Raw genomic sequence first — 14597 nt, 5'->3', positions numbered from 1 at the left:
TCGAAGGTATGAAGGCCGCGTTGGGGCGTACCTTCGGACGCCTGCTGATCGTGCCGGTCATCGCCGCACTGGCGGTGCTGTCGGCCGGTGCGCCCGGAGCGCACGCGGCCACCGACCTCACCGAGGTCGCCCAGGCCCTGCGGGAAAGTCCCGTCTACGTCGATCCCGCCGCCTCCGACGTGCTGTCCGAAGCAGACGCCGAAGCGCTCGCGGACAAGATCGAGGACGCGGACAAACCGGTGTTCGTGGCGGTCCTCCCCGCCGACCAGCCGACCCAGGACCTCTTCCGCAACCTCCGCACCGAGACCGGCATCACCGGCCTGTACGGTGTCCGCCTCGGCGAGCGGTTCGACGCGCGCGCCGACAGCAGCGTGCTCAGCCGCCAGGGAGTGTCCAACCTGGTCGCGGCCGTGCAGGACGCGGGCGACGCCAAGGCCCAGCTGAACGACTTCGTCGACGACGCCCTGCGCGGCGGCGTCGGCGGCACCGCCCCCGCCTCCTGGGGCTCCGGCGACGGCGACGGCGTCTCCACCACCGCCCTGGTCACCACCGGCGCGGTACTGGCCGCCGGCGGCGCGGGCGCGTACGCCGTGGTCCGCCGCAACCGGCGCCGCCACGAGGAGGAGCAGCGGGCAGCGCTGGAGAAGCTGCGCGTGGTCGTCGACGAGGACATCACCGCGTTCGGCGAGGAACTGGACCGGCTCGACTTCCGGCCCGCCGAACCCGGCGCCGACGACGCGATGCGCGCCGACTTCGAACACGCCCTGGACGCCTACGACACGGCGAAGGCGCAGATGGCCGCCGCCCGCAGACCGGAGGACGTGCGCCCGGTCACCGAGTCGCTGGAGAACGGCCGCTTCGCCCTCGCCTCGCTCGCCGCCCGCCGCGAGGGACGGCCGCCGCCCGAACGCCGGCCGCCCTGCTTCTTCGACCCGCGCCACGGCCCGTCCGTCGCCGACGTCGTGTGGACGCCGTCCGGCGGTGCCTCCCGTGAAGTGCCCGTGTGCGCGGCCGACGAGGCCCGGCTCGCCGACGGACAGGACCCCATGGTCCGCGAGGTCGACACCGACTACGGCCGGCGCCCCTACTGGGACGCGGGCCCCGCCTACGGCCCCTGGGCGGGCGGCTACTTCGGCGGCGGCCTGCTGCCCGGCCTGCTCGTCGGCACCATGCTCGGCGGCATGATGGCCACCCCGGCCTACGCGTCCGACTACGGCTCCGACTACGGCGACTTCGGCGGCTACGAGGGCGGCGACGTGTCCGGCGCCGACTTCGACACCGGTGACTTCGGCGGCGGCGGAGGCTTCGGCGGCGGCGACTTCGGCGGTGGCGGCGGCGACTTCGGCGGCGGGTTCTGACCGCCCGCCGCCCCGCCGCTCACGCGTGGTCCGGCAGCCGCAGCCACTCGTCCCAGGTCAGGTCCCGCCCGATGAACCGCGGCCGCGCGAACGGCCAGTCCGCGCCGATCCACCGCGGCACGAAGGCGTCCAGCGCCCGCTCCAGCGCGCCGCCCGCCTCCTCGTCCACCACCCACCAGGAGATCTCGGCGTCGGCGCCCGCCTTCTCCGGCGGATCGATGTAGACACAGCCGCGCAGCGCGGTGCGGTCCGCGTTCTCCACCGTGTAGTTGAACGACTGGTGGGCCTCGATCTCCGCGGCGTGCCGCTCCAGATCCGCCTGGTTCGCCTCGTACGACATGGTGGCCGCCGGCCAGCCCCAGGCCGCGCCGAAGAGCGACCACAGGCGCTCGCGCGAGCCCATCACGGCCGGGTAGTCGAGCGGCGCGTCCGCACCGCTGATCGGGCGCAGCCGGTGGCCCCCGCCGCCGGGTACCTCGACGTGGACGGGGTGGACGAAGTCGTGCGGCAGCCAGCTCATGACGGCGACCCAACCACGCCACCGCGCCCGCGCGCACGGCCTTTTGCGGGCGAGGGTTGCGGGCGAGGGGGCGATCGAGGTCGGTTTCTGTCCTACTGGCGGCCTACCGTGCCGGTATGACCACTCCGGAGCAGCCCCTCGCCTTCGAGTCCGTCGCCGAGCTGGACGCCTGGCTCGCCCGGCACCCGGCACCGCATCCCGGTCTGTGGGTGCGGGTCGCCAAGAAGGGGTCGGGCCTGCCCTCCGTCACCGCCGCCGAGGTCAACGACGCGGCCCTGTGCCACGGCTGGATCACCGGACAGCGCAAGGGCCTCGACGAGACCCACTACCTCCAGCGGATCACCCCGCGCCGCACCGGCAGCCTCTGGTCGATGGTCAATGTGCGCCGGGTCGCGGAACTCACCGACGCCGGACGCATGCGCCCCACCGGTCTGGCGGAGGTCGAGGCGGCCAGGGCGGACGGACGGTGGGCGGCGGCCTACGAGTCGCAGCGCCACGCCGGTGTCCCCGACGATCTCGCGGCGGCGCTCGAGCGGAGTCCCCGGGCGAAGGCGGCCTTCGAGGCGCTCGGCAGGACGGACCGCTACCTCGTCGTCCTGGACCTGCTGCGCGCCCGTACGCCCGAGCGGCGGGCCGCCCGGCTGGCCGCCGCGATCGGGAAGCTGGAGGGCGCGGCCGGCTGAACGGCGAGCGCCCGCCCTCCTCGGGGGAGTGGAGGGCGGGCGCGCTCGGGGGGCCGGAGCGGGGCCCGGGGCGGAACCCGGGCCGCGGGCTCAGGCGTTCTTGATCGCCGAGATGTCGAAGTTCAGCTTGATCTTGTCGGAGATCAGGAAGCCGCCGGTCTCCAGTGCGGCGTTCCAGGTCAGGCCGAACTCGGAGCGCAGGATCGTGGCCCGGCCCTCGAAGCCGACGCGCTCGTTGCCGAACGGGTCCTTGGCGAGGCCGTTGAACTCCAGGTCGATGGTGATCGGCTTGGTGACGCCGAGGATCGACAGGTCGCCGGTGATCCGGTAGTCGTCGCCGCCCAGGGACTCCGCCTTGGTGGAGCGGAACGTCATGGTCGGGAACTGGTCCGTCGTGAAGAAGTCCGCGCTCTTCAGGTGGCCGTCACGGTCGGCGTTGCCGGTGTCGATGCTGTCCATCTTGACGTCGATGGAGGCGCTGGAGCGGGCCGGCTCCGAGCCGTCGAGGTGCAGCGAGCCGCTGAAGTCGAGGAACTTGCCCTTGACGTTGGTGACCATCGCGTGGCGGGCGGTGAAGCCGATGGTGGTGTGGGCCGGGTCGAGGGTGTAGTCGCCGGTGAGGGTGGCCAGGTCGAGGGTCATGGCGTGCTCCTTGGGGACGGAATGTTGAATGTTCAACGAGGGGAACAAGGACCACCGTAGACCTATTCCGTTCAACATTCAACATCTAGGGCGAGGTCATACGGTTGGATCACTCCTACGAGTGGTACTCGGCGCCCGTGACCTCGGTCGCGGTCCTGGTCGAGCTGATGCGCAGCGGCACATCGGGCGGCCACGTCAAGTGCTGGGAGCGCTTCGCGGAGAGCGCCGCCCGGCTGCCGCACACCGCGCCCGAGCTGGACCTGACGGTGTACTACCTGGGTACCCAGGAGCGCGTCGAGGCCCTCTCGCCCCACGTCCGCCTCGTCATGCTCCGCCCCGTGCTCGGCTCCGGCGCCCTCACCTCCGCCCGCGGCGCCGAGGACGTCACCGACCTCGCCCCCTACCACCCGAGGCTCGCCGCCCTGCTGCCCCGCCACGACGTCTGGCACCTCACCCACGGCTTCGCCTACGCCGCCACCGCCGTCCGCCTGGCCCGCCGCACCGCCCGCCGCGGCGGCCCGGCACCACGCCTGGTGGCCTCCGTGCACACCGACGTCCCCGCCCTCGCCGCCGTCTACGCCCGCTACCTGGCCGCCCGCCGGCTGCCCGCCGCGGCCGAGCCGCTCGCGCGCGGTGCCGAGCGCCGGCTGCGCCGACGCCGGGACCGCCTCCTGAACGCCTGCGAACGCGTCCTCGCGCCCACCCCGGCGGGCTGCGCCGAACTGGTCCCCGTCCTCGGCGCCCACCGCGTCGCCCTGCTGCGCCGCGGCATCGACCACACCCGCTTCCACCCCGACCCCGCCGCCCGCACGGAACTGACCCGCGCCCACGGCATCCCCGCCGACCGCCCGCTGATCCTCTTCGCCGGCCGGCTGGACGCCTCCAAGGGCCTGCCGCTGCTCGCCGACAGCGTGCGCCTGCTGCGCGCCGGGGGACTGCCCGTCCACCTGGTCCTGGCGGGCGCGGGCACCGAGGCCGAGCCCGTCCGGCGCTCCCTCGCCCCCGACGTCACCCTGCTCGGCCCCCTTCCGCAGGACCGCCTGGCGCGCGTCTACGCCGGCTGCGACCTCTTCGCCTTCCCGTCCCGCACCGAGACCTGCGGCAACGCCGTCGCCGAGGCCATGGCCAGCGGCCTGCCCGTCCTCCTCCCGGCGGGCGCCCGCACCACCCGCTGGCTGACGGCCCCCGGCGAGGACGGCGTGATCGTCCCCGTGGACACCCCGCACGCCTGGGCCGCGGCCCTCAGCACCCTTCTCACCGACCCGGCCCGCCTCACCGGCATGGGCCGCAGAGCCGCCGCGACCGCCCGCGAGACCCACCCGAGCTGGGACCGGGTCCTGCGGGAGGACCTTCTGCCGCTGTGGGTCCGGGAGGAGCGGTGGGGGCGGGGGCTGGGTTCGGAGCGCTGAGGGCGGGGGCCGGGTTCGGGCGGAGCGCTGAGGGCGGGGGCTGGGTCCGGGAGGAGCGCTGACGGCGGGGGGTGGGTCCGGAGCGCTGAGGGCGGGGGCCGGGTTCCGGCGGAGCGCGCCCCCTCCGCCCCGGTTCACGTCCGCCTGGAACCGTCCTCCACCCGCCCCCTCCGTTCGTGCAACGCCGCCACCACCGGGGACGAGTCCAGGGTGGCGATGCCCGTGACGGCCAGGAGCAGGCCGGTCAGGGTGAGGGCGCTGAGCGGCCAGGACATGGTGATCGACTCGCCGAAGACGGCCGTGCCGACGGTCACCGCGACCACCGGCTCGGTCGCGTCGAGGACCGTCATGCTCGCGGCCAGCGGGCCCTGCTGGAACGCCGTCTGGATGAGGAGCAGGCCGCCGAGCGAGGCCACCACCAGCGCGTAGGTCTGCCAGGCGGACAGCGCCGCGCCGAGGCCGTGCCGCAGCCGGTCCACGGTCGCCGCGAGCAGGACGGACTGGGTGCCCATGACCACCCCGGCCGCCAGCGCCGTCGCCGAGGCCCGCCAGGGCCCGGTCAGCCGCCGGGCGGCGGCCAGGGCGGCGCAGACCACGGCGAGGGTGGCGCCGAGGATCAGCAGCCAGGCGAGCGGGCTCGCGGACGCCGGCCGGCCCCCGTGCGGCCGGGCCGTGACCAGGGCCGCCGCCAGCCCGACGGCCACCGCGGCCGTGCCGAGCCACTCCCGGCGGCCCAGCCGCATCCGGTGCAGCCGTGCCGACAGCGGCACCGCGAACACCAGCTCCGCGACGATCAGCGGCTGCACCAGACTCAGCGGACCGAACGCCAGCGCCAGCGACTGGAACCCGTACGCGAGCACCGCCAGCGCGATGCCGCCCAGCCACAGCGGATCGCGGGCCAGCCCGCCGAGCAGCCGCAGCCGCAGCGCCTCGTCGTCCGGGCGCGCCCCCGCGGCCCACTGCTGGAGCAGCCCGGCGACGGCGAAGCAGGCGCCGGCGGCGAGCGCGGCGAGCACGGCGATCGCCATCGGTCGGCAGCCCCTCCGGTCGGCCTACTGAGTCGTCGTCACCCCGTCACCGTCACCCGGTGACTCTCACCCGGTGGCTCTCACCCGGTGACTGTCACTCGGTCGTCTCGCGGTCCCGCGTGTGCACGTACAGCTTGCGCCGGTCGCCGACGTCGACGCGTTGCGGCAGCGGCAGTTCGTAGCGCACCGGCATCAGATGGTCGGCGAGCTGGCGCCGCGGGTTGTAGACCTGGTTGAACTTCCACAGCATCCGGGCGAAGTTGGTCTGCCCGTGCAGCAGATTGCGGCCCAGCACCGCCGCCGCGCCGAAGGCGGTCCGTACCCCGAGGTGCTTGCGGTTGATGACCGCCTGGGTGCGCACCAGCTCCTCGTAGAACCGGCCCAGCGGCAGCGTGGTGGGGACCACGGCGTGCTGGATGTCGAAGAGGCGGTAGTCGCGGGTGGTGAGCCGGCGCGACTCGGTGTGCCAGATCTCCGTACCTGGGTACGGCGTCATCACGGTGAAGTGCACGATCTCCGGTACCGACAGCGCGAACTCCCGCACCACCCGGAACCGTTCCTCGTCCCACGCGGGGTCGACGATCAGGTTGATGGCGACCTGGATGCCCATGCGCCGCGCGGTCTCCAGCGCCTTGAAGTTCTCGTCGGGGCTGATCCGCTTGCGGAACAGGTCCAGCCCCTCCGCGTCGATCGCCTCCATGCCGAGGAACATGTACTTCAGCCCGAGCCGCGCCCACCGCTCGAACACCTCCGGATGCCGCAGCAGCACATCGCTGCGCGTCTCCAGGTAGTACCGCTTGCGGATCCGCCGCCGCTCCACCTCCGCGGCGATCGCGTTGCCGTGCTCGGGCCGGATGAACGCCACGTCGTCCACGATGAACACGTTGGGTTCGCGGATGGAGGCCAGCTCGGCGGCGGCCGCCTCGGGGGTGGCCTTGCGGTAGCTGCGGCCGTAGAACGTCCACGCCGAGCAGAAGGAGCAGTCCCAGGGGCAGCCGCGGGTGAACTCGATGGACGCGCACGGGTCCAGCTCGCCGATGAAGTAGCGGCGCCGGTTGCGCATCAGGTCCCGCGCCGGCGGCGGCCCGTCGATGCTGTGCAGCATCAGTGGCGCGGGCCCGCGCCCCGCCGCCGTGACGACCCCGGGCACCCCCTCGACGCCCCCGTCGCGGATCGCCGCCAGCAGCGGCCCGATCGCCGGTTCGCCCTCGCCGCGGACCACCGCGTCGACCGCGCCGTGCGCCTGTTCGAGCACCTCCTCGGCGACGAAGGACACGCTGTGCCCGCCGAAGAAGACGAAGCAGCCCGGCACGGCCCGCTTCACCTGCGCGGCGAGTTCGATCGCCTCGGGGATGTTGGCGAGGTAGTTCAGCGAGACGCCCAGCGCCTCGGGCCTGAAGGACCGCACCTCGGCGCGCAGCCGGTCGGGGCCGAGCACCTGGAGGTCCACGACCCGGACGTCGTGCCCGGCGATACGCGCCGCGCCGGCGACCCGTTCGAGGCCGAGGGGTTCGAGGCGCAGGAAGATCTCGGAGTACATCAGGGCGCTGGGGTGGACGAGGAGCACACGCATGGTCACCTCCGGAGGTCTCCCCTTCGTATCCCGGCGATCCCGGGTCGTGCACCGCCCGTACCTCCGCCTGGCGGCACCGAGCGGCACGCAGGGGTGGTTCCGCCGTGCGGGAGACCGGGTGCCGGGGGCGCCCTGACCCACGTGAGGCGTGCGCGCCCGTACCCGCCGGTTCGGGTGAGCCGACGGCGGCGGACGGACCGCAGAACTGGCGCCGGTGACGGCTTCGGCGGTGTCCTGGAGAGCGAGGCCCGGAAAACCGGACGAACTGCGCAGGGAGACCGACCCGTGACCCACACCGGCTCCACCTCCGATCCACGGGCGAGCGCCGTGCCCGCCCGACCCGCCCCGGCCGCGGCGCAGGCTCTTCGGCCGCCGCGCCACGACCGGCCGGTCTGCCTGGTCACCGGTGCCTCCTCGGGCATCGGCGCCGCCACCGCCCGCCGGTTCGCCGAGGGCGGCTGGCATCTGCTGCTGAGCGGCCGGGACCGGGACCGGCTGGCCGAGACGGCCGTCGGCGCCTCGGCCGACGTACTGCCCGCGGACCTCGCCGTCCCGGGCGGGCCGCGGCTGCTGGCCCGCTCCGCGCTGGCGGCGACGGGGCGGGTGGACGTGCTGGTGGCGGGGGCGGGCATCGGCTGGGCGGGCCCGTTCGCCGCCATGCCGCACGACGCGATCGACGGGGTCCTCGGGGTGGACCTGGCCGCCACCTTGCACCTGGTCCGGGAGGTGCTGCCGGCGATGGTGGAGGCGGGCCGGGGCCGGGTGGTGCTGGTCGGCTCGATCGCGGGCTGTGTCGGGGTGCGTGAGGAGGCGGTGTACTCGGCGGCCAAGGCGGGGGTGGCCGCGTTCGCGGACGCGCTGCGGCAGGAGGTGCGGGGCACCGGGGTGGGGGTGACGCTGGTGGTGCCGGGTCCGGTGGACACGGAGTTCTTCGCCCGCCGCGGCACCCCGTACCGCCGCTCGCGGCCTCGCCCCACCTCGCCGGACAGCGTCGCCCGCACGGTGTGGGAGGCGGTCCGCCGGGAGCGGGACGAGGTCTATGTGCCGGGCTGGATGTCCCTGCCGGGCCGGGTGCGGGGCCTGGCGCCGGGGCTGTACCGGCGGCTGCTGCACCGATTCGGCTGAGTGGCGCGTCGCATCGGCCCGAGCGAACGCTCCCGCGGCGGTTCCCCCGCCCGCCTTCCGCTGCTAGAGGGCATGAACATGACGTCCTTACGCCGTGCCCTGCCGAGCCGCAGAGCCGTCCTCCTCGCCACCGGCCTGGCCATGGCCGCCGCCGCCCGCCCCGCCGCCGCGCGGGCCGCCGCCGGCCCCCGCACCGACGCCGACACCGACACCGCCGCCGACGCCGACCCGTACGACACCCTGCGCCGCCGTTGGCTCGATCTCACCCTCGGCAGCGGCTACGACCCCACGGCCGAGCCGTACGCCGCCCGCCTCGCCGAGACCGGCGAGCTCGCCCGCGGCTTCGCCGCCACGCTGCCCGCGGCGCCGCCGCCGAACTCCCTGTGGCCGGACGCCCCCTTCGACCCGCCGGCCGGCATCACCCGCAGCTACAGCCGCCTGTGGACGATGACCCGGGCCTACGTCCAGCCGGGCACCGGCGCCACCGGCGACCCGGACCTCCTCACCGCCGTCCTGCGCGGCCTCGACCACCTCGCCGCCACCGTCTACCACCCGGGCACCACCCGCTACGGCAACTGGTGGGAGTGGCAGATCGGCAGCCCGCGGCTGCTGACGGACATCACGGCCGCCCTGTACGAGCGGCTGGGCGAGGCCCGGATCGCCGCGGCCTGCGCCGCCGTCGACCACTTCGTCCCGGACACGATGTTCGCCGACTACTCCGGCACCTCCACCGGCGCCAACCGGGTCGACCTGTGCCGCTCGGTCGCCGTGCGCGGCATCCTCGGCCGCGCCCCGGACCGGATCGCGCTCGCCCGGGACGCGCTCTCGCCGGTCTTCCCGTACGTCACCCGGGGCGACGGCCTGTACGCCGACGGATCGTTCGTCCAGCACACCTGGGTCGCCTACTCCGGCACCTACGGCCAGGTCCTGCTCGACGGCCTCGGCCGGCTCCTCGCCCTGCTCGCCGGCTCCGCCTGGGAGGTCACCGACCCCGCCCGGCAGATCGTCCTGGACAGCGTCGAGCGCGCCTACGCCCCGCTGATCCACGACGGTCTGGTGATGGACATGGTCAACGGGCGGGCCATCAGCCGGGGGCTCCTCAGGAGCGACGAGCGGCGGGTGATGCGCGGCGACCACTTCCACGGGCAGGGGATCATCGCCGCCATCGCCCTCCTCGCCCAGGGCGCGAGCCCCGCCGAGCGGGAGCGCTGGTACGCCGCCGTCAAGGGCTGGATCGAGCGCGACACCGTGAGCCCGCTGCTCACCGCGCGCCAGTTCGACGTGGCCGATCTGGCGCGGCTGCACACGATCGCCGCCGCCCCCGTCCCGGCCGCCCCCGAGCCCGTCGGCCATCACCTCTTCGCGGCCATGGACCGCGCGGTGCACCGCCGGCCCGCCTTCACCGCGGGCCTCGCCATGGCGAGCGACCGGATCGCGTACTACGAGTGCGGCAACGGGGAGAACCCACGCGGCTGGCACACCGGCGCCGGGATGCTGTCCTGGTGGGCGCCCGGCCTCGGCGACCAGTACACCGACTGGTACTGGCCGACCGTCGACTGGTACCGCCTGCCCGGCACCACCGTCTCCACCCGGCGGCTGCCCGACCGCGCCGGCGGCGAGTGGGGCGAGCCCAGGCCGGACGTCCGCTGGGTCGGCGGCACCACGGACGGCGAGTTCGCGGCCGTCGGCCAGCATCTCAAGGGCCTCGGCTCGACCCTTCAGGCCCGCAAGTCCTGGTTCTTCCTCGCCGACGCGGTGGTCTGCCTCGGCGCCGGCATCACCTGCGCGGACGGCGTCCCGGTCGAGACGGTCGTCGACAACCGCAACCTCGGCGAGGGCGGCACCCAGGCCTTCGTCCGCGGCCCCGGCTGGGCGCACCTGGAGGGCCACGGCGGCTGGATCGTCCCGTACGGCCGGCTGCGCGCCCTGCGCGAGGACCGCACCGGCGCCTGGTCCGACATCAACACCACCAGCGCCACCGAGCGGCGCACCCGGCGCTGGCAGACCCTCTGGCTCGACCACGGCACCGACCCGGCGGACGCCGACTACGTGTACGTGCTCATGCCGGGCGCCGCCCGCGGCACGGTCGCCGCCCGCGCCGCCGACCGGGGGTGGCTGACTGTGCTCGCCAACGACGCCGGCCGGCAGGCGGTCGCGGTGCCGTCGCTCGGCCTGACGGCCGCCGTCTTCTGGCGCCCGGGACGGGCGGGCCCGCTCGGCGCGTCCGCCGGGGCGACCGTGCTGGTCCGCCGCCACGGCCGTACGGCTAGCCTCTCCGTCAGCGAACCACCTCGTACGGGTGTACCGCTGGAGATCGTCTGGGACCGTCCGGTGCGCGGGGTGATCCGGGCCGACGAGACGGTCGCGATCCTCGCCACCGGACGCCGGCTGCGGCTGCGTGTCACTCCGGGGATGGCATGTGCCACGCATGAATGTGAGGTGGCTCTCGGCTGATGGATTTGTGAGAGCCCTACAACGGTCAGCCCCCCTGAGCAGTTGGAAAGCCTGCACAGCTCGGAGGTTCTGTTCAGGGGTACCAGGAAAACGAGCCGGAGACTGTACGGAGTCGACGGCTCGCAATCCTTGGTCTCCTTCGTAAGGTCGCTACATGACCGTTTTGGATGAGGCGACGGGTGAGCCGACGGACGCGCGCGGCCGGGTGGCCGAGCTGCACGAGATCCGTGCGCAGGCACTGGCGGGCCCGAGCGAGAAGGCGACCGAGGCGCAGCACGCCAAGGGCAAGCTGACCGCCCGGGAGCGTATCGAACTGCTGCTCGACCCCGGTTCCTTCCGGGAGGTCGAACAGCTCCGCAGGCACCGGGCGACCGGCTTCGGCCTGGAGGCCAAGAAGCCGTTCACCGACGGTGTCATCACCGGCTGGGGCACGGTCGAGGGCCGGACGGTCTTCGTCTACGCCCATGACTTCCGGATCTTCGGCGGCGCCCTCGGCGAGGCCCACGCCACCAAGATCCACAAGATCATGGACATGGCCATCGCGGCCGGGGCCCCGCTGGTGTCGCTGAACGACGGCGCGGGCGCCCGTATCCAGGAGGGCGTCTCCGCCCTCGCCGGTTACGGCGGCATCTTCCAGCGCAACACCAAGGCGTCCGGCGTCATCCCGCAGATCAGCGTGATGCTCGGCCCGTGCGCCGGCGGCGCGGCCTACAGCCCGGCGCTGACGGACTTCGTCTTCATGGTCCGTGAGACGTCCCAGATGTTCATCACCGGCCCCGACGTCGTCAAGGCGGTCACCGGCGAGGAGATCACCCAGAACGGCCTGGGCGGCGCCGATGTGCACGCCGAGACCTCCGGCGTGAGCCACTTCGCCTACGACGACGAGGAGACGTGCATCGCCGAGGTGCGCTACCTCCTCTCGCTGCTCCCGCAGAACAACCGCGAGAACCCGCCGCGCTCCGAGTCGTCCGACCCGGTCGACCGCCGCTCCGACCTGCTGCTCGACCTGGTCCCGGCGGACGGCAACCGGCCGTACGACATGGCCAAGGTGATCGAGGAGATCGTCGACGACGGCGAGTTCCTGGAGATCCACGAGCGCTGGGCGCGCAACATCATCTGCGCCCTGGCCCGCCTCGACGGCCAGGTCGTCGGCATCGTCGCCAACCAGCCGCAGGCGCTCGCCGGAGTCCTGGACATCGAGGCCTCGGAGAAGGCCGCGCGCTTCGTCCAGATGTGCGACGCCTTCAACATCCCGATCATCACCTTCCTCGACGTCCCCGGCTTCCTCCCGGGCGTCGACCAGGAGCACGGCGGGATCATCCGGCACGGCGCGAAGCTGCTCTACGCCTACTGCAACGCCACCGTGCCGCGGATCTCGCTGATCCTGCGCAAGGCCTACGGAGGCGCCTACATCGTCATGGACAGCCAGTCCATCGGTGCCGACCTCACCTACGCCTGGCCGACCAACGAGATCGCCGTGATGGGCGCCGAGGGCGCCGCGAACGTCATCTTCCGCCGCCAGATCGCCGAGGCCGACGACCCCGAGGCGATGCGCGCGCGGATGGTGAAGGAGTACAAGTCCGAGCTGATGCACCCGTACTACGCCGCGGAGCGCGGCCTGGTCGACGACGTCATCGACCCGGCGGAGACCCGTGAGGTGCTGATCAAGTCCCTGGCGATGCTGCACACCAAGCACGCCGACCTGCCCTCCCGCAAGCACGGCAACCCCCCGCAGTAACCCGGCGGTACCACCGCGGCAACCCCGCGGACCCCTCACCCACGGAGACTGACACCCATGAACCTCCCCGACATTCGCGTCGAGAAGGGCCACGCCGAGCCCGAGGAGGTCGCCGCCCTCACGGCGATCCTCCTGGCCCGCGCGGCCGCCCACACCCCCGCCCCGACCCACCGTGCCCGCGCCAAGGCCCGCTGGCGGCGCCTGGAGCGCGAGTCCGGCTTCCGCGCCCCGCACAGCTGGCGCTGAACCGGCAGGCAGGACACGGAAGGGCCCCTCTCACAGGAGAGGGGCCCTTCCGTCTGCCCAGGGGGCGCGGGGAACCGGGCGACCAGCCACCCGCGAGCCGAGCCGCAGCCGGCAAGCGACAGCCCCCGGCGGCCCAGTGGCCGCCGGGGGCTGTCGAAGAGCGGAGCGTTACCGCAGACGCGCCATCAGCGCGTGCTCGACCAGCGTGATGAGGGTCGACTTCGCGTCCGCGCGGTGGCGGGCGTCGGTGATGATGATCGGGGTGTCCGGGCCGATCTGGAGCGCCTCGCGGACCTCCTCCGGCTGGTACGGCTGGTTGCCGTCGAAGCCGTTGAGGGCGATCACGAACGGCAGACCGCTGTTCTCGAAGTAGTCCACCGCGGGGAAGCAGTCGGCGAGACGCCGGGTGTCCACGAGCACCACCGCGCCGATGGCGCCGCGCACCAGGTCGTCCCACATGAACCAGAAGCGATCCTGGCCGGGCGTACCGAAGAGGTACAGGATCAGGTCCTGGTCCAGCGTGATACGGCCGAAGTCCATGGCCACCGTGGTGGTGGTCTTGTCCCCGGTGTGGGTGAGGTCGTCGATGCCCGCCGAAGCAGACGTCATGACGGCCTCCGTGCGCAGCGGGTTGATCTCCGAGACGGCGCCGACGAACGTGGTCTTGCCCACGCCGAAGCCGCCCGCCACCACGATCTTCGCGGAGGTGGTGGAGCGGGAAGGACCGCCGCTAGAGCTTGCGAAGTCCACTGAGCACCCTTTCGAGCAGTGTCACGTCTGGCTGGCCGCCGGCGCTCTCGTCGCCGCCGGGCTGATGGATGGCGACCAGGCCCGCCTCCGCCAAGTCGGCGACGAGGATCCTGGCCACGCCGAGAGGGATCGTCAGCAGGGCCGAGATCTCGGCCACCGACTTGATCTCACGGCAGAGGTTGCAGATCCGCTGATGCTCGGGCAGCTGACCCTGCATCTGGTGCGGAGCCGCGGTGGTGTGCACCAGTGCCTCGATGGCGAGCTGGTAGCGCGGCCTGGTGCGGCCGCCCGTCATCGCGTACGGGCGCACCAGGGGGTTGTTCGACGCCCCGGCGGGCGCCGGCTCAGGGGTGCGGCGCTGCGGCTGCACAGGCTGGATGCGCGGTGCCTGCGGCTGGTCGTACGGCGCGGGGCCGGGGCCCTGCGGCGCGTACGGCTGCCGGTGGCTCGGGGTGGAGGGGAAGTTGTACCGGTTCTGGGAACCGTCGTTCTGGCCCTGGGCAGGGCCGTACGACCAGTTTCCCGAAGACGAACCGCCTGGGGGTGTTGCCACTTTCTCCTCCTCCGACTGCACCGGGCACCCATCCGTGTGGAGCCGCGTCCCGAAACCTTACGGCCCCGGGACGCGAAAACGCACCGTCTGTCTGTTAGTTGAGAAGGCTCCCCTGGAGCTCCGCACGGAGATCCGGGGTCAGAACCGTGCCCGCGCGGTCCACGAGAAGGGCCATCTCGTACCCAATGAGACCGATGTCCGCTTCCGGGTGGGCCAGAACCGCGAGGGACGACCCGTCGGAAATGGACATGATGAAGAGGAATCCTCGCTCCATCTCCACAACCGTCTGATTCACGCTGCCGCCCTCGAAGATCCGGGAGGCCCCGGCCGTCAGCGAGGTCAGACCGGAGGCGACGGCCGCGAGCTGGTCGGCACGGTCGCGGGGGAAGCCTTCGGACATCGCCAGAAGGAGTCCGTCGGCGGAGACCACCACGGTGTGGGACACCCCGGGGGTGTTGTCCACGAAGTTGGTGATCAACCAGTTCAGGTTCTGTGCCGCCTGGCTCATCGGGCTCACA

General features: G+C 73.3%; 14 protein-coding genes. 7 read left to right on the top strand and 7 right to left on the bottom strand.

The annotated features are described in order from the left end of the window. Positions 1-8: 8 nt before the first annotated feature. Complete coding sequence (locus tag ABT232_RS07850; protein ID WP_351837362.1) at positions 9-1358, top strand: hypothetical protein; 1350 nt, start codon at positions 9-11, stop codon at positions 1356-1358. 19 nt (positions 1359-1377) lie between these two features. Here ABT232_RS07850 and ABT232_RS07845 read toward each other — a convergent pair whose 3' ends face one another. Next, entirely contained in the window at positions 1378-1878 is a 501-nt protein-coding gene (locus ABT232_RS07845) for an N-acetyltransferase (RefSeq protein WP_351837359.1), read from the bottom strand. A 116-nt stretch (positions 1879-1994) separates the two neighbouring features. Here ABT232_RS07845 and ABT232_RS07840 point away from each other — a divergent pair, with 116 nt between their 5' ends. Continuing rightward, positions 1995-2561 carry a YdeI/OmpD-associated family protein gene (locus ABT232_RS07840; RefSeq protein WP_351837356.1) on the top strand — a complete coding sequence of 189 codons (567 nt, stop codon included), beginning with the start codon at positions 1995-1997 and terminating at the stop codon, positions 2559-2561. Positions 2562-2651: 90 nt separating this feature from the next. On the opposite strand, the gene ABT232_RS07835 is transcribed toward ABT232_RS07840, so the two are convergent. Further along, positions 2652-3203 carry a YceI family protein gene (locus ABT232_RS07835; protein ID WP_351837353.1) on the bottom strand — a complete coding sequence of 184 codons (552 nt, stop codon included), beginning with the start codon at positions 3201-3203 and terminating at the stop codon, positions 2652-2654. 104 nt (positions 3204-3307) lie between these two features. Here ABT232_RS07835 and ABT232_RS07830 point away from each other — a divergent pair, with 104 nt between their 5' ends. Further along, the gene (locus tag ABT232_RS07830; RefSeq protein WP_351837350.1) at positions 3308-4612 is read left to right on the top strand and encodes a glycosyltransferase; all 1305 of its coding nucleotides are present in this window, start codon (positions 3308-3310) and stop codon (positions 4610-4612) included. Between the two features lie 134 nt (positions 4613-4746). Here the strand turns inward: ABT232_RS07830 and ABT232_RS07825 are convergent, their stop codons facing one another. Together ABT232_RS07825 and hpnR are read right to left on the bottom strand one after the other, a co-directional pair. Next, positions 4747-5640: a DMT family transporter gene (locus ABT232_RS07825; RefSeq protein ID WP_351837347.1), complete on the bottom strand. Its 894-nt coding sequence runs from the start codon at positions 5638-5640 to the stop codon at positions 4747-4749. Between the two features lie 94 nt (positions 5641-5734). After that, complete coding sequence (hpnR, locus tag ABT232_RS07820; protein ID WP_351837345.1) at positions 5735-7213, bottom strand: hopanoid C-3 methylase HpnR; 1479 nt, start codon at positions 7211-7213, stop codon at positions 5735-5737. 285 nt (positions 7214-7498) lie between these two features. Here hpnR and ABT232_RS07815 point away from each other — a divergent pair, with 285 nt between their 5' ends. The 4 genes from ABT232_RS07815 to ABT232_RS07800 all read left to right on the top strand — a co-directional run bounded on the left by ABT232_RS07815 (position 7499) and on the right by ABT232_RS07800 (position 12776). Next, the gene (locus ABT232_RS07815) at positions 7499-8338 is read left to right on the top strand and encodes an SDR family NAD(P)-dependent oxidoreductase (protein WP_450871956.1); all 840 of its coding nucleotides are present in this window, start codon (positions 7499-7501) and stop codon (positions 8336-8338) included. 72 nt (positions 8339-8410) lie between these two features. After that, entirely contained in the window at positions 8411-10792 is a 2382-nt protein-coding gene (locus tag ABT232_RS07810) for a polysaccharide lyase 8 family protein (protein WP_450871955.1), read from the top strand. A gap of 154 nt (positions 10793-10946) precedes the next feature. After that, positions 10947-12530: an acyl-CoA carboxylase subunit beta gene (locus tag ABT232_RS07805; RefSeq protein ID WP_351837339.1), complete on the top strand. Its 1584-nt coding sequence runs from the start codon at positions 10947-10949 to the stop codon at positions 12528-12530. A 57-nt stretch (positions 12531-12587) separates the two neighbouring features. Beyond that, entirely contained in the window at positions 12588-12776 is a 189-nt protein-coding gene (locus ABT232_RS07800) for an acyl-CoA carboxylase subunit epsilon (RefSeq protein WP_351837336.1), read from the top strand. Positions 12777-12944: 168 nt separating this feature from the next. Here the strand turns inward: ABT232_RS07800 and ABT232_RS07795 are convergent, their stop codons facing one another. From ABT232_RS07795 to ABT232_RS07785, 3 genes are all read right to left on the bottom strand, one after another. Further along, a complete protein-coding gene (locus tag ABT232_RS07795) occupies positions 12945-13526 on the bottom strand; it encodes a GTP-binding protein (protein ID WP_351837333.1) in 582 nt (193 codons plus the stop codon). Then, positions 13507-14079 carry a DUF742 domain-containing protein gene (locus tag ABT232_RS07790; RefSeq protein ID WP_351837331.1) on the bottom strand — a complete coding sequence of 191 codons (573 nt, stop codon included), beginning with the start codon at positions 14077-14079 and terminating at the stop codon, positions 13507-13509. Before ABT232_RS07790 ends, ABT232_RS07795 begins: the two co-directional genes overlap by 20 nt. A gap of 94 nt (positions 14080-14173) precedes the next feature. Further along, entirely contained in the window at positions 14174-14587 is a 414-nt protein-coding gene (locus tag ABT232_RS07785; RefSeq protein ID WP_004983065.1) for a roadblock/LC7 domain-containing protein, read from the bottom strand. Between the last annotated feature and the right edge of the window lie 10 nt (positions 14588-14597).

The organism is Streptomyces sp. NPDC001532, from assembly GCF_040298625.1.
GTDB lineage: Bacteria > Actinomycetota > Actinomycetes > Streptomycetales > Streptomycetaceae > Streptomyces.
This window is presented reverse-complemented; position numbering and strand designations above follow the sequence as displayed.

Excerpts from the sequence above, each read along its gene's own strand:
- ABT232_RS07850 (WP_351837362.1), top strand. The coding sequence starts at position 9 with ATGAAGGCCGCGTTGGGGCGTACCTTCGGACGCCTGCTGATCGTGCCG.
- ABT232_RS07845 (WP_351837359.1), bottom strand. The coding sequence starts at position 1,878 with ATGAGCTGGCTGCCGCACGACTTCGTCCACCCCGTCCACGTCGAGGTA.
- ABT232_RS07840 (WP_351837356.1), top strand. The coding sequence starts at position 1,995 with ATGACCACTCCGGAGCAGCCCCTCGCCTTCGAGTCCGTCGCCGAGCTG.
- ABT232_RS07835 (WP_351837353.1), bottom strand. The coding sequence starts at position 3,203 with ATGACCCTCGACCTGGCCACCCTCACCGGCGACTACACCCTCGACCCG.
- ABT232_RS07825 (WP_351837347.1), bottom strand. The coding sequence starts at position 5,640 with ATGGCGATCGCCGTGCTCGCCGCGCTCGCCGCCGGCGCCTGCTTCGCC.
- hpnR (WP_351837345.1), bottom strand. The coding sequence starts at position 7,213 with ATGCGTGTGCTCCTCGTCCACCCCAGCGCCCTGATGTACTCCGAGATC.
- ABT232_RS07810 (WP_450871955.1), top strand. The coding sequence starts at position 8,411 with ATGAACATGACGTCCTTACGCCGTGCCCTGCCGAGCCGCAGAGCCGTC.
- ABT232_RS07805 (WP_351837339.1), top strand. The coding sequence starts at position 10,947 with ATGACCGTTTTGGATGAGGCGACGGGTGAGCCGACGGACGCGCGCGGC.
- ABT232_RS07800 (WP_351837336.1), top strand. The coding sequence starts at position 12,588 with ATGAACCTCCCCGACATTCGCGTCGAGAAGGGCCACGCCGAGCCCGAG.
- ABT232_RS07785 (WP_004983065.1), bottom strand. The coding sequence starts at position 14,587 with ATGAGCCAGGCGGCACAGAACCTGAACTGGTTGATCACCAACTTCGTG.